20 protein-coding genes are annotated in these 20,332 nt (G+C 72.9%); 8 read left to right on the top strand and 12 right to left on the bottom strand.

Features of this window, described 5'->3' with window-relative positions; all coding sequences use genetic code 11:
• Positions 1 to 54: 54 nt before the first annotated feature.
• Positions 55 to 1,584, top strand: coding sequence for an NAD-dependent malic enzyme (locus NITAL_RS22140; protein WP_245617701.1), 1,530 nt, complete (start codon positions 55 to 57; stop codon positions 1,582 to 1,584).
• The gene (locus tag NITAL_RS22135; RefSeq protein WP_052668479.1) at positions 1,581 to 2,327 is read left to right on the top strand and encodes an isocitrate lyase/PEP mutase family protein; all 747 of its coding nucleotides are present in this window, start codon (positions 1,581 to 1,583) and stop codon (positions 2,325 to 2,327) included. Before NITAL_RS22140 ends, NITAL_RS22135 begins: the two co-directional genes overlap by 4 nt.
• A gap of 2 nt (positions 2,328 to 2,329) precedes the next feature.
• Here the strand turns inward: NITAL_RS22135 and mscL are convergent, their stop codons facing one another.
• The 4 genes from mscL to NITAL_RS22115 form a co-directional block, all read right to left on the bottom strand.
• Positions 2,330 to 2,731, bottom strand: a complete 402-nt coding sequence (mscL, locus tag NITAL_RS22130) for a large conductance mechanosensitive channel protein MscL (RefSeq protein ID WP_052668478.1) — start codon at positions 2,729 to 2,731, stop codon at positions 2,330 to 2,332.
• Between the two features lie 2 nt (positions 2,732 to 2,733).
• Positions 2,734 to 3,432: an alpha/beta hydrolase family protein gene (locus tag NITAL_RS27575; protein ID WP_052668477.1), complete on the bottom strand. Its 699-nt coding sequence runs from the start codon at positions 3,430 to 3,432 to the stop codon at positions 2,734 to 2,736.
• Positions 3,429 to 5,033, bottom strand: a complete 1,605-nt coding sequence (locus NITAL_RS22120; RefSeq protein ID WP_052668476.1) for a class I adenylate-forming enzyme family protein — start codon at positions 5,031 to 5,033, stop codon at positions 3,429 to 3,431. The genes NITAL_RS27575 and NITAL_RS22120 overlap by 4 nt, the downstream gene beginning before the upstream one ends.
• A gap of 190 nt (positions 5,034 to 5,223) precedes the next feature.
• Entirely contained in the window at positions 5,224 to 5,670 is a 447-nt protein-coding gene (locus tag NITAL_RS22115) for a universal stress protein (RefSeq protein ID WP_211262599.1), read from the bottom strand.
• Positions 5,671 to 5,850: 180 nt separating this feature from the next.
• On the opposite strand from NITAL_RS22115, the gene NITAL_RS22110 reads away from it, so the two are divergent.
• The 4 genes from NITAL_RS22110 (at position 5,851) to NITAL_RS22095 (ending at position 9,256) form a co-directional block, all read left to right on the top strand.
• Entirely contained in the window at positions 5,851 to 6,465 is a 615-nt protein-coding gene (locus NITAL_RS22110) for a PH domain-containing protein (protein WP_052668475.1), read from the top strand.
• A gap of 38 nt (positions 6,466 to 6,503) precedes the next feature.
• Positions 6,504 to 7,130, top strand: a complete 627-nt coding sequence (locus NITAL_RS28685) for a PAS domain-containing protein (protein ID WP_211262598.1) — start codon at positions 6,504 to 6,506, stop codon at positions 7,128 to 7,130.
• Positions 7,066 to 7,974: a GGDEF domain-containing protein gene (locus tag NITAL_RS22100; protein ID WP_052668473.1), complete on the top strand. Its 909-nt coding sequence runs from the start codon at positions 7,066 to 7,068 to the stop codon at positions 7,972 to 7,974. The genes NITAL_RS28685 and NITAL_RS22100 overlap by 65 nt, the downstream gene beginning before the upstream one ends.
• 142 nt (positions 7,975 to 8,116) lie before the next feature.
• Positions 8,117 to 9,256, top strand: a complete 1,140-nt coding sequence (locus NITAL_RS22095; protein ID WP_052668472.1) for a S1C family serine protease — start codon at positions 8,117 to 8,119, stop codon at positions 9,254 to 9,256.
• Positions 9,257 to 9,310: 54 nt separating this feature from the next.
• On the opposite strand, the gene NITAL_RS22090 is transcribed toward NITAL_RS22095, so the two are convergent.
• From NITAL_RS22090 to NITAL_RS22070, 5 genes are all read right to left on the bottom strand, one after another.
• Positions 9,311 to 10,717, bottom strand: a complete 1,407-nt coding sequence (locus tag NITAL_RS22090; RefSeq protein ID WP_052668471.1) for a sensor histidine kinase — start codon at positions 10,715 to 10,717, stop codon at positions 9,311 to 9,313.
• Positions 10,714 to 11,412, bottom strand: a complete 699-nt coding sequence (locus NITAL_RS22085) for a response regulator transcription factor (protein WP_052668470.1) — start codon at positions 11,410 to 11,412, stop codon at positions 10,714 to 10,716. The genes NITAL_RS22090 and NITAL_RS22085 overlap by 4 nt, the downstream gene beginning before the upstream one ends.
• Before the next feature lie 74 nt (positions 11,413 to 11,486).
• Complete coding sequence (locus NITAL_RS22080; protein ID WP_083441891.1) at positions 11,487 to 11,891, bottom strand: four-helix bundle copper-binding protein; 405 nt, start codon at positions 11,889 to 11,891, stop codon at positions 11,487 to 11,489.
• Between the two features lie 137 nt (positions 11,892 to 12,028).
• A complete protein-coding gene (locus NITAL_RS22075) occupies positions 12,029 to 12,277 on the bottom strand; it encodes a hypothetical protein (RefSeq protein WP_052668469.1) in 249 nt (82 codons plus the stop codon).
• A gap of 136 nt (positions 12,278 to 12,413) precedes the next feature.
• Positions 12,414 to 12,713 carry a hypothetical protein gene (locus tag NITAL_RS22070; protein ID WP_052668468.1) on the bottom strand — a complete coding sequence of 100 codons (300 nt, stop codon included), beginning with the start codon at positions 12,711 to 12,713 and terminating at the stop codon, positions 12,414 to 12,416.
• A 103-nt stretch (positions 12,714 to 12,816) separates the two neighbouring features.
• On the opposite strand from NITAL_RS22070, the gene NITAL_RS22065 reads away from it, so the two are divergent.
• On the top strand, positions 12,817 to 13,248 hold the full coding sequence (locus tag NITAL_RS22065) for an acyl-CoA thioesterase (protein WP_052668467.1): 432 nt from the start codon (positions 12,817 to 12,819) through the stop codon (positions 13,246 to 13,248).
• A gap of 13 nt (positions 13,249 to 13,261) precedes the next feature.
• Here NITAL_RS22065 and icmF read toward each other — a convergent pair whose 3' ends face one another.
• The gene (gene icmF / locus NITAL_RS22060; protein ID WP_211262597.1) at positions 13,262 to 16,510 is read right to left on the bottom strand and encodes a fused isobutyryl-CoA mutase/GTPase IcmF; all 3,249 of its coding nucleotides are present in this window, start codon (positions 16,508 to 16,510) and stop codon (positions 13,262 to 13,264) included.
• Positions 16,511 to 16,668: 158 nt separating this feature from the next.
• On the opposite strand from icmF, the gene NITAL_RS22055 reads away from it, so the two are divergent.
• A complete protein-coding gene (locus NITAL_RS22055) occupies positions 16,669 to 17,310 on the top strand; it encodes a LysE family translocator (protein ID WP_052668466.1) in 642 nt (213 codons plus the stop codon).
• 34 nt (positions 17,311 to 17,344) lie between these two features.
• On the opposite strand, the gene NITAL_RS22050 is transcribed toward NITAL_RS22055, so the two are convergent.
• Together NITAL_RS22050 and NITAL_RS22045 are read right to left on the bottom strand one after the other, a co-directional pair.
• The gene (locus tag NITAL_RS22050; RefSeq protein WP_211262596.1) at positions 17,345 to 17,833 is read right to left on the bottom strand and encodes a MarR family winged helix-turn-helix transcriptional regulator; all 489 of its coding nucleotides are present in this window, start codon (positions 17,831 to 17,833) and stop codon (positions 17,345 to 17,347) included.
• A 77-nt stretch (positions 17,834 to 17,910) separates the two neighbouring features.
• Positions 17,911 to 20,307: a glycoside hydrolase family 3 C-terminal domain-containing protein gene (locus tag NITAL_RS22045; protein WP_052668464.1), complete on the bottom strand. Its 2,397-nt coding sequence runs from the start codon at positions 20,305 to 20,307 to the stop codon at positions 17,911 to 17,913.
• Positions 20,308 to 20,332: the final 25 nt, after the last annotated feature.

Genomic DNA, 20,332 nt, shown 5'->3' with positions numbered 1-20,332 from the left:
ATGCCACACCGGCCCGCCGGCCTACTCTGCGCGGCGCGCGCCAACGGTGACGGCGTGCGACGACGAGAGGTCCCGCGCGTGCCGCCGCTCACCCAGAGGTTGACCTACCGCCTCGCGCTCGAGAACGCGCCGGGGATGCTCGGCCGCGTCACCTCGGCGATCGACGCCTGCGGCGCGGAGGTCGTGGACACCGCACGGGTCGACGAGCAGCGTCACGTGATCTTCCGCGACGTCAGCGTGGACGTCAGCGACGAGGCCCACGGCGACACGGTCGCCGCGACGCTGGTCGACCTCGAGGGCGTCGAGGTCCTCGCCATCCTCGACGACGTCCTGAACGCGCACGAGGGCGGCAAGATCCGCGTCGAGGTGACCCGGGAGGTCCACGACAACGAGGACCTCGCCCTGGTCTACACCCCCGGGGTCGCCAAGGTGTGTCGTCTGATCGCCGACGACCCGGTGGCCGCGTACCGCTTCACGATCCGGTCCAACTCGGTCGCGGTGGTCACCGACGGATCGGCGGTGCTCGGCCTCGGGGACATCGGACCGCTCGCCTCCCTGCCGGTCATGGAGGGCAAGGCGATGCTGCTCAAGTCCTTCGGCGGCGTCGACGCGTACCCGATCCTGGTCGAGGAGCAGGACCCGGATGTCTTCGTCGACACCGTGGCACGCATCGCCTCCGGCTTCGGTGGCATCAACCTCGAGGACATCTCGGCCCCCCGGTGCTTCGAGATCGAGGGCAAGCTGCGCCAGCGCCTGGACATCCCCGTCTTCCACGACGATCAGCACGGCACCGCCATCGTGGTCCTGGCCGCGCTCACCAACGCCGCGAAGGTCGTCGGGCGTGACCTCGCCTCCCTGCGTGTCGTGGTCCAGGGCATCGGTGCGGCGGGCGTGGCCATCATCAACCTGCTGCGGGCCGCCGGGATCGAGGACATCGTCCCGGTCGATCTCGAGGGCATCCTCGAGGCCAAGCGCAAGGGCACCGACCCGATCCGGCGTCGCCTCGCCCGACAGGTCAACCCCCGCGAACTGAGCGGGCAGAAGGACGTCGCCCTGGCCGGCGCGGACGTGTTCGTCGGCGTGTCGGGTCCCAACACCCTGCCGCTCGAGCTGGTCCAGACCATGTCCGAGGACCGCATCGTCTTCGCGCTGGCCAACCCCACCCCCGAGATCCACCCGGACGTCGCGGGCGGCCACGTGCGGGTCATGGCGACCGGGCGGTCCGACTTCCCCAACCAGATCAACAACGTCCTGGCGTTCCCGGGGCTGTTCCGGGGTCTGCTGGACGCGGCCGCGACCGCGGTCACCGACGAGATGAAGATCGCCGCTGCCGAGGCCATCGCCTCGATGGTCGGGGACGACCTCGCCCCCGACTACATCATCCCCTCACCGTTCGACCGCGGCGTCGTACCCGTGGTCGCCGAGGCCGTGGCCTCGACCGCTCGGGCCCAGGGGCACGTGCGGCCCGGCTCGTACGGCTCACGCGAGTCCGAGTCCGAGGCGGCGATGCACGAAGCGGCCAGACGGGCCGTCCGGCGCGCCGTCGCCCAACGCTTCGCCGAGGAGGACGAGGCCGACGGATGAGCGCACCACGGCGGTTCCGCGCGCTCCACGACGACGGCTTCTTCGTCATGCCCAACGCCTGGGACGTCGGATCGGCGACCCAGCTGGCCGCGCTCGGTCCGCCGGCGCTGGCGACGACCAGCTCGGGACACGCCGCATCGCTCGGCCGCCGCGACCAGGAGGTCACCTTCGACGAGCTGGTGACGCACGTCGCGGCGCTCGTCGCGGCCGTCGACGTGCCGGTGAGCGTCGACAGCGAGCACCTGTTCGCGGCGACCGACGGCGAGATCCGCGCCAACGTTCGGGCGCTCGCGGACCTCGGCGCGGGTGGCATCTCGATCGAGGACCACGTCCCCGACCGTGGCGGGATCATCCCCCTCGATGAGGCCCGACGACGCGTCGCGGCTGCCGCCGACGCTGCGGCGGAGAGCGGCCTCGTGGTCACCGCCCGGGCCGAGAACCACCTCTACGGACGTGACGACCTCGCCGACACCCTGACCCGGCTGCTCGCCTACCGGGATGCCGGCGCCGACGTCCTCTACGCCCCCGGACTCGTCGACGCCGAGGAGGTGCGACGCGTCGTGGAGACCGTCGAGGCACCCGTCAACGTCCTGCTGCTACCCGGAGGCCCGGGACCGAGCGAGCTCGCCGCGCTCGGGGTCCGGCGGGCCAGCACCGGCGGCCGGCTCGCCCACGTGGCCTACGACGCCGCCCGAACCGCCGCCGCCGCGCTCCTCGCACCGCTGGGGCGCTCGGCGGGGTGAGTTCAGAGCGCGCCGGGGCGGGCGCGCAGCGCGTCGCGGATCTCGCGCAGGAGCACCACGTCATCCGGGTCGGCGTCCGGCTCCGGAGCCGCGTCCTGCTCGGGGCTCTTGCGCGACATGCGGTTGTAGGCCTTCACGACGAAGAACAGCGCGAGGGCCACGAAGAAGAAGTTGACCAGCGCGGTGATGGCCACACCGACCGATCCCGCGCAGATACCGCCCTCGCATCCGAACCGGCCGATGGCGTCGAAGTTCGGCTCGCCGAACACCAGGCCGATCAACGGCATGAGGATCGACTCGACGATCGCGCTGATGACCGGAGCGAACGCCGCCCCCATCACCACCGCGACCGCGAGGTCGATGACGTTGCCCCGGTTGATGAACTCCTTGAACTCGTTCAGCACCGTCAGTCCTCCGCGAGTCGACGCAACCAGGCCGCGATCGGGTCTGCGAGCCGGGCGAGCACCTCGGCCGCCGGCCGCCGCACACCATCCGGGGCGTGGACCCCCGCGACGTCGAGGGAGTGGTCACCGCCCTCGACGGCGAGCAGCGTCGCACGACGGCGCAGCTTCGTCAGGTGTTCCTCGACCTCGGCGGCGGACCCGAAGGTGTCCCGCGTGCCTTGGAGGAAGAGCGCCGGGACGGGGACGCGGTGCCAGTGGTCGACCCGGAGCTGCTCGGGCTTGCCGGGCGGGTGGAGGGGGTAGCCGTGGAACACCAGGCCCGTCACGTCGAGGTCGCCGTCCACGGCTGCCAACGAGGCGACACGACCGCCGTACGACTTCCCGCCCGCGATCCAGGGGCGGCGCGGCGCCACCTGCTGACGGGCGGCCTGCAGGAGTGCCCGGAACCCGGGCACCGATGCCTCGGCGCGAGGCGCGCGACGCCCGAGCTCGTGGTGGGGCAGGTTCGCACGCACGACGGTGCAGCCGAGGTCGCGGAGGACCTCAGCCAAGCCGGTCAGCGCGGCGCCCTGGTAGCTCCCGCCGGCCCCAGGGGTCAGCAGGACGGCGGGCCCGCGAGGCCGCGCGGGTTCGTGGAGAGCGGCACTGACCGTCTCGACCGGCGCGTCGGTCAGCGTCAGGGTCAGGGGCTGCGAGGTCACGCGTCCTCCTCGCTGAGGGCGTCGACGGCCAGCTGGGTGCCGGCCTCACGGTCGAGCTTGCCGTTGGGGCCGCGCGGGATGGCGTCGACGACGACCACCTCGCTCGGCCGGCGGTAACCGGCGACCTGGTCGCGGGCCCACCGCAGGAACGCATGGTCGTCGAAGCCGTCCGTCGGGACCACCACCGCGACCAGCCGTTCGCCGAGCCGCTCGTCGGGGACACCGACGATGGCCAGCTCCGCCACACCGCGGGCCCCCTCGAGCTCCTCCTCGACCTCCGCCGGGAACACCGAGAAGCCGCCGACCTTGAGCCGGTCCTTGGACCGGCCGGCGAACTGGAACAGGCCGCCACCGAGCAGGCGACCCTGGTCCCCGGACCCGAACCACCCGTCCGCGTCGGGGCCGCCCTCAACGTGTCCCTCGTAGCCGCCGAGCACGTTGGGGCCCCGCCACTGCAGCTCACCGACGGTGCCGCGCGGCACGGTCCGGCCGTCCTCGTCCACCACGCGCAGACGCACACCGGGCAGGGTGACCGCGAAGGAAGGCGCCGGCAACGAGCCGACCGGGGAGGGCGGGTACAGGCGGACGGCGGCGGGACCGGACAGCTCGACCATCCCGAAGATGTCGACGACGGCGGCGGACCCGACACCGCGTCCCGCGATCCGGGCCAGACCCCCGTAGCCCTGCAGCCGTCGCGCCCGATCGGGGGGCAGGACGTCCGCGGAGGAGACGAACAGCTGGATCGACGACAGGTCGCGGTCGGCCGCGCCGGCGCGTTCGAGGTCGGCGAACATCGTCGGGACCGCGACGAGCACGTTCGGTCGGTGGTGCTCGATGAGGTCGAGCACCTCGTCCGCACGGAAGCGGGCGCGACGCACGAGCGGGAGGCCCGCCGACAGCGACGCGAGGAGCACCGAGAAGCCCATCACGTGGGTCAGCGGCAGGCAGGCCAGGATCCGGTCGCGGTCGCGCCGCAACGGACCGAGGTCGGCGCCGAGCGGCACGACCGTCAGCCGGCCGAGGCTCGACAGCAGCCCGCGCGAGGTCAGCGGCGCGGCCTTCGGGACCCCGGTGGTCCCCGAGGTGGTCAGCAGGATCGCCGTGGCGTCCGGATCGAGGTCGCCAGCGGGGGCACGGTGCGCGGCTGCCGGGAGCGCCTCGGCGACCTCGCTGACGCGCCGGAGCCGCAGCCGGTCCGGGACGCGGTCCGCGACCTCGTCGTCGGCGACCGCCGCGGTCGCACCGGTCGCCTGACCGATGACGTCGATCTCGTGGCCGGTCAGGCGGTGGTTGACCGGCACCGGGACGGCCGCCAGGCGCGCGATGGCGAACGCGTGGAGCGCGACGTCGAGGCGGTTGTCGCAGACCACGAGGACGCGATCACCCGGCCCGACGCCGGCCTCGGCGTGCACGGATGCGAGGCGCGCGACCGCGTCCTCGATGTCGGTGAAGCTGCGCGTCTCGCCGTGGTCGAGGCCGGGGGTGCGTTCGGGGTCGATCACCGCCGGGCGGTCCCCGTACCGGTCGGCGAGCACGGCGGTCAGGGCGCCGAGGTGCACACCCACACCGCGTGCGAGCGCCGACAGCTCGGATCGCGACACGGGTCGACTCCTGGACGGCGAGGGTGGCACCCGACCAGTGCCACGATCCCCGCCCGGCCAGCCACGACAACGGTGGCGGTCAACGGGCTGGGGCGCGCGGCAGGCTAGCCGAGGCTGCGGGACGGTCGTCGCCCGCCCCGACCGTCCGGCCGGGGCGCTGCGGCTGCCCTGGACGGCCCCGCCCGGCGGCTCAGCGCGACTCGCCACCGACGATGACCACCGGGCAGCTGGCGTGTGTCGCCACCTGGTGGCTCACCGAGCCGAGCAGCAGCTCCTTGAAGCCACCCCGTCCTCGGGTCCCGACCACGACGAGCGCGGCGTCGTCAGCAGCGTGGCAGAGGATGCCGGCCGCGCCACCGGCCCGGACGGTCCGGATCAGCGGGATGCCCTCGAAGCCACCGACCTCCTCGAGCGCCTCCTCGATGACCGCAGCCGCCGCGGCCTCGAGCTCGGTGTCGGACGGCAGGGCGAGGACCGCCGGCATCAGCAGCACCTCGGGCGGCGGGTAGGCGTGCACCACCTCGAGGGTCGCGCCACGCAGCCGCGCCTCGTCGCGGGCCCAGGCCAGGGCACGCCGAGCGTGCTCGGACGCATCGATGCCGACCACGATGCGGGTCGCGATGGACGTGTCGCTCACAGCCGCTCCTTCCAGGAGGCTCGGGGTGAGCGTGCGCCGTCGCAGCGCGTTCCGTCAGGGCGGATGGACCCCATCTGCCAGGACCTTGGCGTCTCTCGGCGCAAGACCGGCTCGTGACGCGCGAGGGGCGTAGTCTCGCGCGCGGATGGTGACGGTGTGGACCCCTGAGCAGGAGCGGACGTGCGGTACCCGGAGCGGCTCCTGACCGAGGACGAGGAGATCGTCCGCCAGTTCCGCCCGCACTGGCGGGTCCTGCTGCCCTCCCTCAGCTGGGCGATGATCCTCGCGGTCGGGGTCGGGGTCGGGTTCGCCTTCGATCCGCCCGTGGGCCGCATCGCCCTCGGGGTCGCGGTCCTCATCTGGCTCCTGGTGGCGGGCCGTGCGGTGCTCGACTACTGGTTCACCAACTACGTGCTGACCACCGAACGCATCATCGTCCGCTCCGGCATGGTCGCCCGCAACGGCACCGAGATCCCGCTCGAGAACATCAACAACGTGCTGTTCTCCCAGCGGGTGATCGAGCGGCTGCTCGGGTACGGCGACGTGATGCTCGAGTCGGCCGGGAGCCAGGGCCAGAGCCGCCTCGAGGACATCCCGGATCCCGAGGCGTTCCAGTCGCAGGTCTACCGCGTCCGCGAGGCGCGTTCGTTGGCGCTGCGGCACGGTCCGGGGCCGGCGAACCACGCGGACGGCGACGTGGTCACGCGTCTCGAGCGGCTGGCCGACCTGCGCGAGCGGGGCCACCTCAGCGAGGACGAGTTCGCCGAGCAGAAGCGGCGGCTGCTCGACGGCTGAGCGCATCGCTCGACGGACGCCGCACGACGCACGTCGCCTTGTTCCGGTGGCCTGGCGTGCCGATGGGGGTGCCGGGAGCAGGTCCTGCGGCCGTCGTGCGCGTCCGGGACGCGTGGCCCGTCACCACCCCGGTGACCGCCGTCGCGCTGCTGCTGGCGGGCACCGTGATCGCCCTGCTCGTCGCTGCGCTGATCACCGTCGGCCGCACGATCGACGGATCCCACCAGGAGCGCGTCCGTGCGAACGCGCTGCTGACCGGGGTCCTCGGCGCCCTGCACGAGGGTCTGATCGTGCGCGACGGAGACGGTCACGTCGTCGTCGCCAACCCAGCGGCCGACGAGATGGTGGGACTGCGCTTCGCCGACGACCCCGACCGTGCCGCGATGATCGCGGCGGGTGATCTGCGCGACGAGGGCGGGATGCCGCTGACGCTCGCGGAGCTACCGAGCACCCACGTGCAGCTCACCGGCAGTCCCGTGCTCGGCCGCGTCGTGCGCCTCGGGGGGGGACGACGCGCCCCTCTGGGTGCGCACCAACTGCGTCCCGTTCGATGCCGCCGACGGGCGTATCGGCACCATCTCGACCTTCAGCGACGTCACGGTGGACCACGAGCTGGCGACGGCCCTGACTCTCGCCGAGGAACGGTTCCGCCTGGCGTTCGATGAGGCGCCCATCGGCATCGCCGTCGTCCACCCCGATGGCCGGTTCGAGGACATCAACCCCGCGCTGTGCGCGCTGCTGGACCGGACGCGCGAGGAGTTGCTCGGGACGCGGCTCCGCGACCTGACCCACCCCGATGACCTGGACGCCCCACCCATCGAGCACGGTGACCTGCTGGCCGGAGTCACCGACAGCTACGCGATGGACCGGCGCTACCTGCAGCGGAGCGGCGCGGAGGTCTGGGTCAACCTGCACGTCTCGGCGCTCCGCGACCACACCGGCAGCATCGAGCGGTTCCTGGTCCAGGTGGTCGATCTCACCGAACGGAAGGCCCTCGAGGCCAAGCTGTCGCACGCCGCCACGCACGACCCCCTCACGGGGCTGCCGAACCGGCGACTGGTCGAGGACCGACTGGCGCTCGCCCTGGCCGCGTCCCGCCGCGACGCGGGCACCATCGCCGTGCTCTTCTGCGACCTCGACGGCTTCAAAGCGGTCAACGACACCCACGGGCATCGCATCGGCGACCTGCTGCTGACCACGGTGGCCGACCGCCTGCGCGGCGTCGCGCGGGAGATCGACACGGTCGGCCGCATCGGCGGCGACGAGTTCGTGGTGGTGGCGGGCAGCATCACCGACCCGGAAGATGCCGAGCAGCTCGCGGCTCGGGTGCGCCGCGCCATCGAGCAGCCCGTCGACCTCGAAGGCGTCCACCTGACGCCCCGCGTCTCGGTCGGCCTCCACCTCGCCGACGGGTACGACACGACCGACGAGGTGCTCAGCTTCGCCGATCGGCGGATGTACGAGGCGAAGACGGACCGGCGACTGGCGGTGCGGACCTCACGACGCTGACCAACGACGTGCGCTCGACCGAACCGGTTCTTGTCCGAACCCTGGTCTCGGCCTGCTCGTCCTCGAACCTGGTCCTTGCGTGGTGGTCCGTAGCGTCGTGCTCCCGCACCCCGACGGAGGTGCCGACCGCAGGAGGTCCGACGTGTCGACCGACGCCACCGAGGCACCGCCCCGGCCGATCGACGGCCCCACCCTCCCGCCCCCGTCGGCTCCACCCGCCCCGCCGGAGCCGGGTGATCGTCCCGGGTGGGCACGGACCGCGACCGTCGCCGCGGCGATCGCCGCGGTGGTCAGCGCGGGGGTCGCGGTGCCCGTCACCTGGGCGCTGGCCGGTGACGAGCCCACGCCGGCCCCGACCGGGACGCAGCACGCGGAGCCGGCACCCGGCTCGGTGGCCGACATCGCAGCCACGGTCGGTCCCTCGGTCGCGCGGGTGTCCATCACCGGGCCCCAGGGCAACGGCAGCGGCTCGGCCGTCATCTACCGCAGCGACGGGTACCTCGTCACCAACGCGCACGTGGTGGCCACCGGCGGGCAGGTCACCGTCACCCTCCCGGACGGGACCACGCTGCCCGCCGAGGTCGTGGGCGCCGACAGCCTGAGCGACCTCGCTGTCCTCCGGGTCGACGCCGAGGAGCTGCCGGTCCCCACCTATGCGGACACGACTCCCGCCGTCGGAGACCTCGCCGTGGCCATCGGGTCACCGTTCGGGCTCGACGGTTCGGTGACCAGCGGCATCGTCAGCGCCGTCGGTCGTTCGGTCTCGACCCCGGGCGCGCCGCTGGTCGACATGATCCAGACCGACGCGGCGATCAACCCGGGCAACTCGGGCGGGGCGCTGGTGGACGCGTCCGGGCGCATCGTCGGCATCAACACCGCGATCCTGTCGCGGACCGGGACCAACAACGGCATCGGCTTCGCCATCCCGGTCGCGACGGTCCGCACGGTGGCCGACCAGCTGATCGAGACCGGTCAGGTCGAGCACGCCTTCCTCGGCGTCCAGGGGGTCACCCTCGACCCCGGCGTCGCGCAGCGCTACGGCCTCGACGCGGAGTCGGGTGCGGTCATCGTCGCCGTCGAACCGGACAGCCCCGCCGCAGCAGCCGGGCTCCGAGAGGGCGACACCGTGGTGGCCTTCGACGATCGACCCGTCGGGTCGATGGAGGAGCTCGCCGGGGCCGTCCAGCGCAGCGAGGTCGGACGCACCGTCCCGCTCACGGTGCTGCGCGACGGTCGTGAGCTGACCCTTGAGACCACCCTCGCCGAGCGCCCCGCCGGCTGAGGGCCCGCGCCTCCGGCCGGCGATGCTCCCCGCTCCCCCGCCGGGTCCGCAGCATCACCTCCCGGCCGGCCGGAGGCGCACCTCGGCGACAAGCCCGCCACCGTCACGCGGGTGGAGGGCGACGTCGCCACCCGAGGCGCGGACCAGCTCGCGGACGATCGCCAGGCCGAGCCCCGAGCCTCCCGCGGCCGCGTCCGACGCGCGCCAGAAGCGATCGAACGCCCGCGCACGCTGATCGTCGGTGAGGCCCGGTCCACGGTCGGCGACCGTGACGAGCACCACGTTCGGCCCCTCGCCGACCGTCACGTCGACGCCGCTGCCGGCCGGGGCGACCCGCAGCGCGTTGGCGAGCAGGTTGTCCAGCACCTGCTCGAGCGCGCCCGGCCGCACCGACGCCGTGACCGGTCCGTCCGGGACGTCGGCACGCACGGCGACACCGCGTTCCTGGCCGAGCAGGACCCAGGTCGCGACGCGTTCTTCGGCCACCGGGACGACGTCCACATCGGCGACGGCGGATCGGTCGCCCTCCCCCTGCGCCTCGGTGCGTGCGAGCAGCAGCAGGTCACCGACCAGGGCCGTGAGCCGGTCGACCTCGGCGACGGCGGCAGCCAGCCGACCTTGGTCGTCGCCAGCCGCCATCTCGGCCGCCTCCAGCCGCAGCCGCAGGCCGGTCAGGGGTGTCCGCAGCTGGTGGGACGCGTCGGCGACGAACCGCCGCTGCTGCGCGAGGGCGTCCTGCAGGCGGTCGACGCTCCGGTTGAGGGTCACGGCGAGCCGCCGCAGCTCGGACGGTCCGAGGTCGGTCGGCGCGCGGGCGTCGAGGTCCCCCGCGGCCAAGCGCCCGGCGACGAGGTCGAGGGTCGCGATCGGGCGCACGATGGTCCGGGCGAGGGAGCGGCCGGCGACGACGGCCACCACCAGGAGACCCGTCGACAGGACGCCGAGCAGGAGCAACGTCGAACGCACCCGCGCGTCGGCCTCGTCGGAGGGCAGGATCGTGACCGCCGCGCCGTTGACACGTGCGCCCGTGATGACCGGGGCGGCGGCCACGACGGCCCCGATGGCCGGGAGCCGTTCGGCCTGGATGCCGCCGCGCAGGGCCGCGGTGATGACCGGACTGCGGCGGACCTCCTCGGGGAGGGGGGCGCTGGCCTGCAGCTGCCCGCCCGACGGCAGGATCAGGGCGACCTGCTCACCCGGCAGCCGCGGCAGGTCCTCGATCGCCACGATCGGCCCACCCGTGCCGAGCACGTCGCGGGCGATCAGCGCGAGGGCAGCAGCCCGCAGTTCGGCCTGCTGTTCGAGACCGGTCCGCGCATCGCGCACGGACAGCACGACCAGGGGGACGAGGAACACCAGGAAACCGACCAGGAGCGGCACGACGACGCGCCGCACGAGCTGGCGGGCCAGCGCCGGGACGCCCGCGTCGATCGGTGGTGGCGGCGGTGCCTCGCCGGTCACCGGTCATCCGGGTCGGCATCGGGGTCGACGAGGCGGAACCCCACGCCACGGACGGTCGCGATCCACGCCGGATCACCGAGCTTGCTCCGCAGCGACGCGACGTGGACGTTGAGGGTCTTGGTCGACCCGAACCAGTGCTCGTCCCACACCTCGTCCATGAGCTCCTCGCGGGTGCGGACCGCCCCCGGGTCGGCCAGCAGGGCGGCGAGGAGGTCGTGCTCCTTCGGGGTGAGATCGACCGGCTCGCCGTCCACCGTCACGGTCCGGGTCCGTGGGTCCAGCCGCAGCCGACCCACCTCGACGGTGGCGGTCCCGTCGCCCGCCCGATCGGAGCCGCCGAGCCGCTCCATGCGTCGTTCGAGCGCGTGCAGCCGTGCCACGAGCTCACGCAGCGAGATCGGTTTGACGAGGTGGTCGTCGGCGCCACGCTCCAAGGACAGGATGCGATCGAGCTCCTCGGTGCGTGCCGACAGCACCACGATCGGCACGTCGGAGACCGACCGCAGGCGCCGGCAGACCTCCAAGCCGTCGAGGTCGGGGAGGCCGAGGTCGAGCAGCACCACGTCCGCGCTGTCGGCCGACGCGAGCGCCTCGGCGCCGGTGGTGACCCAGCTCGCCTCGAAACCGTTGAGGGCGAGACCGTCGACCAGCGACGCTCCCACCGAGGGGTCGTCCTCGACGATCAGCACGCGCACGCTCACCCCTCCACGCGGGCGGCGAGGCTAGCGCCCGGCCGCCCGCACCAGGTGGCGGGATGGGCGCCGGTCCCTCAGGCGGGGATGGCGTCCAGCAGGGTCCGCGCGGCGGTCTCGGCCCGCTCGCAGGCGGTCGCACAGGCGGCGCAGTGCTCGTGCATCTCGCTGTGCGCGCGGCACTCCTCCGCACACGCCTGGCACGCGACGCGGCACGCCTCGAGCTGCGCGCGCAGCACCTGCCAGCTGCCCTTCTCCAGCCGCGACGCGACGCGGGCGGTGGCCGTGCAGACCTCGGCGCAGACGTCGTCGGTGGCGATGCAGTCGCGGAGGTCGGCGACGTTCTCCTCGGCCAGGCACGCCGAGGAGCAGGCGGTGCAGGCGGCTGCACAGGCGAGGAACGCGTCGATGCAGCGCGCCAGCGTGTCCGCATCGGTCGCCAGCGTCACGTCGGCGTCGGTGATGACGGCGGGGAGGGTCACGGGCTCCTCGTTCGGTCGGGGTCCGTGCCACCGTCGCCGCCGCGGCCTCGGCTCGCCCCCCTCGTGCCCCCAACGAGGAACCCCCGACCCCATCCAGCTGGGTCGGGGGCGCAGGGCGCGCGAGCGCCAGGGTCGGTTCAGGCCATGCTGTCGGTGCGGTCGGGACGGAACGCCGAGATCCCCGCCACCAGGGCACCGGTCAACTCGCCGTTGCGGCGGGTGAGCTCGGCACAGACGTCCTCGGTACCGGCGGTGGCGCGTAAGAGACGGAGCTCACGCAGGTTGCGGTCGCGTTCCCGGGTCGCCGCGCGGAGGCAGGACGTCGAGCAACACGGCCCTTCTGGCGACGGTGCCGAGCACATGAGGCAGGTTCCGTCGGTTGGCACAGGCATCTCCGTTCAGCGGATCACCCGTACCGGGGAGAGGCCAGGCGCTCCGTCATCGTCGAACGACCGAGCGCCTGTCTGGACCCTGTCGTCGGCCCACGGTACCGACACCCGGACGAGGCACAACCTGTCCGGTTCAACCCGGCCGCGGGGCCCGGATGCCGTGCGCTCGCACGGTGAGCTCGGCCCGGGCTGGCGGGACGCCGTCGCCGTCCGGAGGGAAGTCGCAGGCAGCGAAGGCCTCCGCCAGCACCGCGGCGATCGCGGTGGGATCGTCGACCGGCGCGGCGAACGCGACCAGGCGCAGGCGCGACGACGGCTCCAGCGGGTCCACGAGGTCGAAGCAGCGCCCCTCGGCGTCCCAGGTCACCGCCGGGACCCGGTCGACGTCCCACCAGATACGTGCGACCTCGAGCAGCGCGGGGGCGGGGTACACGCGGGCAGCCTCGGTCCGGGAACGCCCGAGGGTACGGACCGGCGAGGGTTAGGGTGCCGGCCGGACGGGGCGCGACCGCCCGTGACGACGCCTGGAGGCCGCGGTGGACGATCCGACGACCGACCGCAGCTACTACCGCCACGTCGTCGACGAGCAGGTGCGCTTCAGCGACACCGACGCGCTCGGCCACGTCAACAACGTCGCCGTGGCCGCGCTCGTGGAATCGGGCCGCGTCGCCTTCGCCATGGACCTGCTCACACACGCAGGTGCGCGCGAGACCTCGGATGCGGTGGCGGGGCTCGTCCTCGTCCGGCTCGAGATCGACTTCCGCGCGGAGCTGCGGTACCCGGCCAAGCTGACGGTCGCCTCGCGGCTCGTCGCGCTCGGCCGCACCTCGCTGACGGTCGCGACCGGCGTGTTCGAGGGTCGGCGGTGCGCCGCGACCGCCCGGGGCGTGCTGGTGGTCGTCGGCACCGACGGCCCTCGGCCGATCCCCGCGGACGTCCGTGCCGCGTTGGAGCAGGAGCTGCCCTGACGGAGGTCGCCCGTCAGACGTTGCGGCGGTACTGGCCCCCGACCTCGAACAAGGCCTCGGTGATCTGCCCGAGCGAGCAGTGGCGGACGGCGTCCATCAGCACGTCGAAGACGTTGCCGCCGCTGGTGGCCGCTTCCTGGAGCCGCGCGAGCTGTCGCGCACCCTCGTCGCCGTGGTCGGCGCGGAAGATGCGGACACGCTCGAGCTGGCTGCGCTTCTCGTCGTCGGTCGCGCGCATGAGCTCGACCGGACCGTCCGGATCGCCGTCGGCGTCCTCGCGGAGGAAGGTGTTGACCCCGACGATCGGCAGCGAGCCGTCGTGCTTCCTGTGCTCGTAGAGCATCGACTCGTCCTGGATGCGACCGCGCTGGTAGCCGGTCTCCATCGCCCCGAGCACCCCGCCACGGTCCGAGATGCGGTCGAACTCGGCGAGCACCGCCTCCTCGACGAGGTCGGTCAGCTCGTCGACGATCGCCGCGCCCTGCAGCGGGTTCTCGTTCTTGGCCAGGCCCCACTCCTGGTCGATGATCATCTGGATCGCCAGGGCCCGGCGCACCGACGACTCGGTGGGGGTGGTGACCGCCTCGTCGTAGGCGTTGGTGTGCAGCGAGTTGGTGTTGTCGTAGATGGCGCACACGGCCTGCAGGGTGGTGCGGATGTCGTTGAAGTCCATCTCCTGGGCGTGCAGGGACCGGCCCGAGGTCTGCACGTGGTACTTGAGCTTCTGGCTGCGTTCGTTGGCGCCGTACCGGTCGCGCATCGCGATGGCCCAGATGCGGCGCGCCACCCGGCCCATCACGGTGTACTCGGCGTCCATGCCGTTGGAGAAGAAGAACGAGAAGTTCGGGGCGAAGTCGTCCACGTCCATGCCACGGGCGCGGTACGCCTCGGCGTACGTGAAGCCGTTGGCGAGGGTGAAGGCGAGCTGGGTGATGGGGTTCGCCCCCGCCTCGGCGATGTGGTAGCCGCTGATCGACACCGAGTAGAAGTTGCGGACCTGCTGCTCGATGAACCATTCCTGCACGTCCGCCATGCACCGCAGCGCGAACTCGGTCGAGAAGATGCAGGTGTTCTGGCCCTGGTCCTCCTTGAGGATGTCGGCCTGGACCGTGCCTCGGACCTCACGCAGCGTCCGGGCGCGGATGTCCTCGGCCTCCTGCGCGTCGGGCTCGCGGCCCTCTACCTCGCGGAAGGCGTCGAGCTGCTGGTCGATCGCGGTGTTGAGGAACATCGCCAGGATGGTCGGAGCCGGCCCGTTGATGGTCATCGACACCGACGTGGTCGGCGAGGTCAGGTCGAACCCCGCGTACAGCGCCTTGGCGTCGTCGAGGGTCGCCACGGAGACCCCGGAGGTCCCGACCTTGCCGTAGACGTCGGGGCGCTCCTCGGGGTCGCGGCCGTAGAGCGTCACCGAGTCGAACGCGGTCGACAGGCGTGTGGCCGGGTTGCCCTCGGCGAGGTAGTGGAAGCGGCGGTTGGTGCGGAACGGGTCCCCCTCCCCCGCGAACATGCGTGCCGGCGCCTCCCCATGGCGCTTGAAGGGGAACACCCCGGCGGTGAAGGGGAACCGCCCCGGCAGGTTCTCGGACCGCAGGAAGGTCAGCAGGTCGCCGTGGTCGCGGGTGCGCGGCAGCGCGACGCGCGGGACCTTGGTGCCCGACAACGTCTCACGCGTCAGCGGCACGTGGACCTCGCGGTCGCGCACCGTGTACACGAAGTCGTCACCCGAGTAGGCCTCGACCGTGGCCGGCCAGTCCTCGAGCAGCGCCTCGACGTCCGCATCGATCCCCTCGGCGAGCTCGGCCAGCCGGCGCTCGACCGCCTCACGGGCAGCCTCGTCGCCGTCGCGGCTGAGCTCCTCGGCCGCGGCCGCCAGCTGCTGACGCCGACGGACGAGATCGGCCTGTTCGCTCGTGCGCTGGTGGTAGGCACGGACCGCCTCGGCGATCTCGGACAGGTACCGCTCGCGACCCGACGGGATCACGCTCGACAGCGCGGTCGACACCATCGTGTCGACCTTCGGCAGGACCCCGGGACCGACGTCCAGACCGTGGGGTTGGAGCACGCCACGCAGGTGGTGGTAGAGGGCCGTCACCCCGTCGTCGTCGAACCGTGCCGCGCTGGTCCCGAAGACCGGCATCTGTTCCCACGGGGTCCCGAACGCCTCGCGGTTGCGGACCATCTGGCGCGCCACGTCGCGCCGGGCGTCGTCGGCACCGCGCCGTTCGAACTTGTTGACCGCGACCGCGTCGGCGAAGTCGAGCATGTCGATCTTCTCGAGCTGCGATGCGGCGCCGAACTCCGGGGTCATCACGTAGAGGGACGCGTCGACGAACGGGACGATGGCCGCGTCGCCCTGCCCGATCCCCGGCGTCTCGACGATGACGAGGTCGAACCCGGCGGCCTTGCACGCGGCGATGGTGTCGCCCAGGTGCTCGGGGACCTCCGAGCCGTGCGACCTCGTCGCGATCGAGCGGAAGAACACCCGGCCCGGCGCGATGGCGTTCATGCGGATCCGGTCGCCGAGCAGCGCGCCACCACCGCGTCGCCGCGATGGGTCGATGGCGAGCACGGCGATGCGCAGCTTGTCCTCGAGGTCGCGCCGGAAACGACGGACCAGCTCGTCGGTCAGCGAGGACTTGCCCGCCCCGCCGGTACCGGTGATGCCGAGGACCGGCACCGACCGTCGGTCCGCGGCCTCACGCAGCGGACCGACGAGATCGTCACCGGCGCCGCACTCGAGGGCCGTGATCGCGCGGGCGAGCGCCGCCTCGTCCCCGCCGAGCACCGCGTCGACGGCGGACAGCTCGGTCGACAGGTCGTGGTCGCAGTCGACGATCATGGTGTTGATCATCCCGGGCAGGCCGAGCTGCTGACCGTCCGCGGGCGAGAAGATGCGGGTGACACCTCGCTCGTGCAACAGGGCGATCTCGTCGGGGACGATGACACCGCCACCACCGCCGTAGACCTTCACGTGACCGGCGCCACGCTCGCGCAGCTGCTCGACCAGGTAGGTGAAGTACTCGACGTGCCCACCCTGGTAGGAGCTGACGGCAACACCCTGGACGTCCTCCTGCAGCGCGGCCGTCACGACCTCGTCGACGCTGCGGTCGTGGCCGAGGTGGACCACCTCGGCGCCCTGCGACTGGAGCAGGCGGCGCATGATGTTGATCGCGGCATCGTGGCCGTCGAACAGGCTGCCCGCGGTCACGAACCGCACGGGGTGCTCAGGGACGTGCAGATCGTTCGGTTCGGCGACCACGGTGTTCCTTCCAGGCGCGATCCAGGACGACAGATAGTAGGACGTCCTAGTTTCTCGCGAAGCGTACCGAGCGGTGGCCGCGCCCGGTACCGCCCCGTCCCCGACCGCTAGGTTCCCGCCCGCCGCTGTCGACGCTGCGGCTGACCAGCGAGGGTGCCGTGCCTCCTGCCGATCGCCTCCTGCCCTTCGGCCTGCTCGCCGCGGCCCTCATCCTGGTGCCGGGCCCGAGCGTGATGTTCGTCATCAGCCGGGCGTTGGCCCACGGTCGCCGCGCGGCGCTGCTGACGGTGCTGGGCAACGCCGTCGGCGTCTTCGGGCAGGTGGTCCTGGTGGCGGCGGGTCTGGGGGCGCTGGTCGCCCGCTCCGCCGCGGTGTTCACGACCATCAAGCTGGCCGGCGCCGCTTACCTCGTCTGGCTCGGCGTCCAGGCCCTCCGCCACCGGCATCAGCTCGGCGACGATCTCCAGGAGCAGGACCAGCACGCCGGCCGACACCACTCGCTGTTCATCGACGGGGTCGTCGTCGGCATCGCCAACCCGAAGGCGATCGTGTTCTTCGCAGCCATCCTCCCGCAGTTCGTCGCGCCGGGTGGCGCGCCGATCGCGCTGCAGATGATGGTCCTCGGGTTGGTCTTCGTCACGATCGCCCTGGTCTGCGACGGTGCGTGGGGGCTGACGGCCGGCACGGCCAGGGCGTGGTTCGCCAGGTCACCCCGGCGGCTCGCCCGCATCGGTGGCGCGGGTGGTGTGGCGATGATCGGACTCGGGCTACAGCTGGCCACCACGGGGCGGCGCGACTGAACCCGGCCGCGATGCCCGGCTGGCGACGGGTCGATTAGAAATCGCCGGCGCCGTGCCGCAGCTCCCGAAGCACCGCCACCAGCTGGTCGACCTCCGCCCCGGACAGGCCGGGTGCCGAGAACACCGAGGCGTTCAGCCGTTCGGTGGCCTGGAGGGCGCGCTCGCGGCCCGCGTCGGTGAGCTCGGCGAGCTTGGTGCGTCGGTCGGTCGGGTGCGGCGAGCGACGTACGAACCCCTGGCGCTCGAGCCGGTCGACCGCGCTGGTGACGCTGGTCGGGTGCACCTGCAGGCGACTGCCGACCACGTTCAGCGGCAGGCGCCCCTCCCGGCTGAAGTGCAGGAGCATCAGCAGCTCGTAGCGCGCGAAGGTCAGGTCGAGATCGCGCAGCTGCTCGTCGATGCGGGCCAGCAGGATCTGCTGGGCTCGGACGATCGAGGTGACCGCGGCCATGCCGTCCGCTGCGTCCCTCCACCCGTGCGCGACCCACTGACGGTGCGCCTCGGCGACCGGGTCGAAGGGCAACGGTGAACGGGACAACGGCTTCCTCGAGAGGGCGGGGGCGGCGAGGCTAGACGCCGCCCGGACCGGAACCGTCGTGGCTACGTCGTCGGCGACCCACGCCGCAGCACCCGCCGCAGCGCCCGGAGGGGCCGGCCGTTGAGCAGGTCGATCAGGGTGTCGAGCTGACGGAACGACACTCGGCCGCCGCTGAGGACCACCAGGCCGCGCAGCGGCGCCTCGACGATGACGGCCTCGAACATCCGCCGCGTCGCCTCGTCGTGCTCCGCACCGACCGCGCCGGTCTGCCGGCGTCCGGCCCACACGATGGCGCGCTTCACGAGCCGCCCGAGCCGCGTCGTGTCGAGGTCGGCGACGGCGGAGTTGCGGTGGAAGGGTCGCAGCGGCCCGGGGCGCGGGACGGGGTGGTCGAGCATCGCGTCGAACTCGGCGTCGTCCGCGACCAGGCCGGCCGAGGCCTGGGACGGGGTCGGCGCCGGGGACGACGAGATGACCTCGATGCTGACGGCCTCGTGGATGGCGACCGACGACGTCCCGATCAGGACCTCGAACGTCCCGGCCTCGACCTGCCAGCTGCTCGCCTCGACGTCGTAGGTGGCGAACGCGCGCGGACCGAGCTCGACGGACACGACCTCGGAGGCGCCGGGCTCGAGGTGCACCTTGGCGAAGCCGCGCAGCTCCTTGGCCGGCCGGTGGACGGTGGAGACCACGTCACGGACGTAGACCTGGATCACCTCGGACCCGGGACGCTCCCCGGTGTTGGTGACCTGCGCCCGGACCGTGAAGCGCTGCCCGGACCCGGTGACGGCGACCTCGTCGACGCGGAACGTGGTGTAGCTCAGCCCGTGTCCGAACGCGAAGCGTGCGGGAACCCCAGCGGTGTCGTGGAACCGGTAGCCGACGTACAGACCCTCGCGGTGCTCGACCTGCTGGCGTCCCCCGGGGAACCACCGGTCGGCTGCCAGGTCCGCGGCCCGCACCGGGAAGCTCTCGGCCAGCCGGCCGCCCGGCTCGCGGTCCCCGAACAACACGTCCACGATCGCCGATCCGGATGCCTGTCCGGCGAGGTAGGCCTCCACGAGCGCGGCCGGCCGCTCGGCCCACGGCAGCTCGACCGGCGCCCCGTTGCTCAGCACGACGATCGCTCGCGGGTCCACCTCGAGCACCGCCTCGATCAGGCGGGTGTGGCCGTCCGGGAGCCGCAGGTGCTGGCGGTCGAACCCCTCGGACTCGTAGCTGCCGGGCAGGCCCGCGAACACGATCGTCACGTCGGCCTCGGTGGCAGCGGCCACCGCGTCCGCCACGAGCTGGTCGGTGGTGTCCCCGGTGACCGGGTCGTAGCCCGCCGCGTAGGTCACCGCCGCGCCGAGGCGGGAACGGAACGAGGCGAGCGCGGGGTCCAGGCGGGTCGGGGCCACCTGCGAGCTGCCCGCCCCCTGGTACCGGGGATGCTCGGCGAACGATCCGACGACGGCGACCGTGCTGACCGCCGACAGCGGCAGGATCCCGTCGTTGGTCAGCAGGACGGTCGCGGCCGCCGCGGCCCGCCGTGCGAGCTCGTGGTGGGCGTCCGCGTCGAAGGTGTCGTCCGAGGTGACGTTCGACTGCGCCCGCAGGACGAGATCGACGACACGTTCGGCCGCCCGATCGACGTCGGCCTCGGCGAGCCGCCCGGACCGGACCGCCGCGATCACGTCCGCGTCCCAGGCACCCCCGTTGCCCGGCATCTCGAGGTCGAGCCCGGCCTCGATCCCGAGGATCCGATCGTCGACCGCCCCCCAGTCGGTGACCACGACGCCCTCGAAGCCCCACTCGTCACGCAGCACGTCGGTCAGCAGCCACCGGCTGTCGGCGCAGAACTCGCCGTTCAACCGGTTGTAGGCGCACATCACCGTCCACGGCGACCCCCGACGGACGGCGATCTCGAACGCGGTGAGCTCGAGCTCGCGCAGGGTGCGCTCGTCCACGATGGTGTCGGTCACCATCCGGAAGGTCTCCTGATGGTTGGCCGCGAGGTGCTTGAGGCTCGTGCCGACGCCCTGCGACTGCACGCCCTCGATCAGTGCCGCGGCGAGCCTCCCGGCGAGGTGGGGATCCTCCGACAGGTACTCGAAGTTGCGTCCCCCCGCGGGGTGGCGCTTGAGGTTCACGCCCGGGCCGAGCAGCACGGCGACGTCCTCGGCGCGGCACTCACGGCCGAGCGCCACGCCGACCTCCCCGAGCAACACCTCGTCCCAGGACGCGGCCAGCCCCGACGCCGTCGGGAAGCACGTGGCCGGTGCGGCCTCGCCGAGCCCGAGCTCCTCGGCGTGCCCGACCTGCTTGCGTAGGCCGTGCGGGCCGTCGGTGACCATGACGGCCGGCAGCCCGACGCTCGGGACCGGCTCGAGGTGCCAGAAGTCGCGCCCGGACAGCAGCCGGACCTTCTCCGCGAGCGGGAGGCCGGCCACGATGGTCGCCGCATCGAGATCGCTCATGCGTCCACGCTAGGGCCTCCGACGG

The sequence above is a fragment of the Nitriliruptor alkaliphilus DSM 45188 genome, from assembly GCF_000969705.1.
Taxonomy (GTDB): Bacteria; Actinomycetota; Nitriliruptoria; order Nitriliruptorales; family Nitriliruptoraceae; genus Nitriliruptor; species Nitriliruptor alkaliphilus.
Note: the sequence above shows the minus strand (reverse complement) of the source record. Positions and strands in the feature narration are given on the sequence as shown.

Excerpts from the sequence above, each read along its gene's own strand:
- NITAL_RS22135 (WP_052668479.1), top strand. The coding sequence starts at position 1,581 with ATGAGCGCACCACGGCGGTTCCGCGCGCTCCACGACGACGGCTTCTTC.
- NITAL_RS22045 (WP_052668464.1), bottom strand. The coding sequence starts at position 20,307 with ATGAGCGATCTCGATGCGGCGACCATCGTGGCCGGCCTCCCGCTCGCG.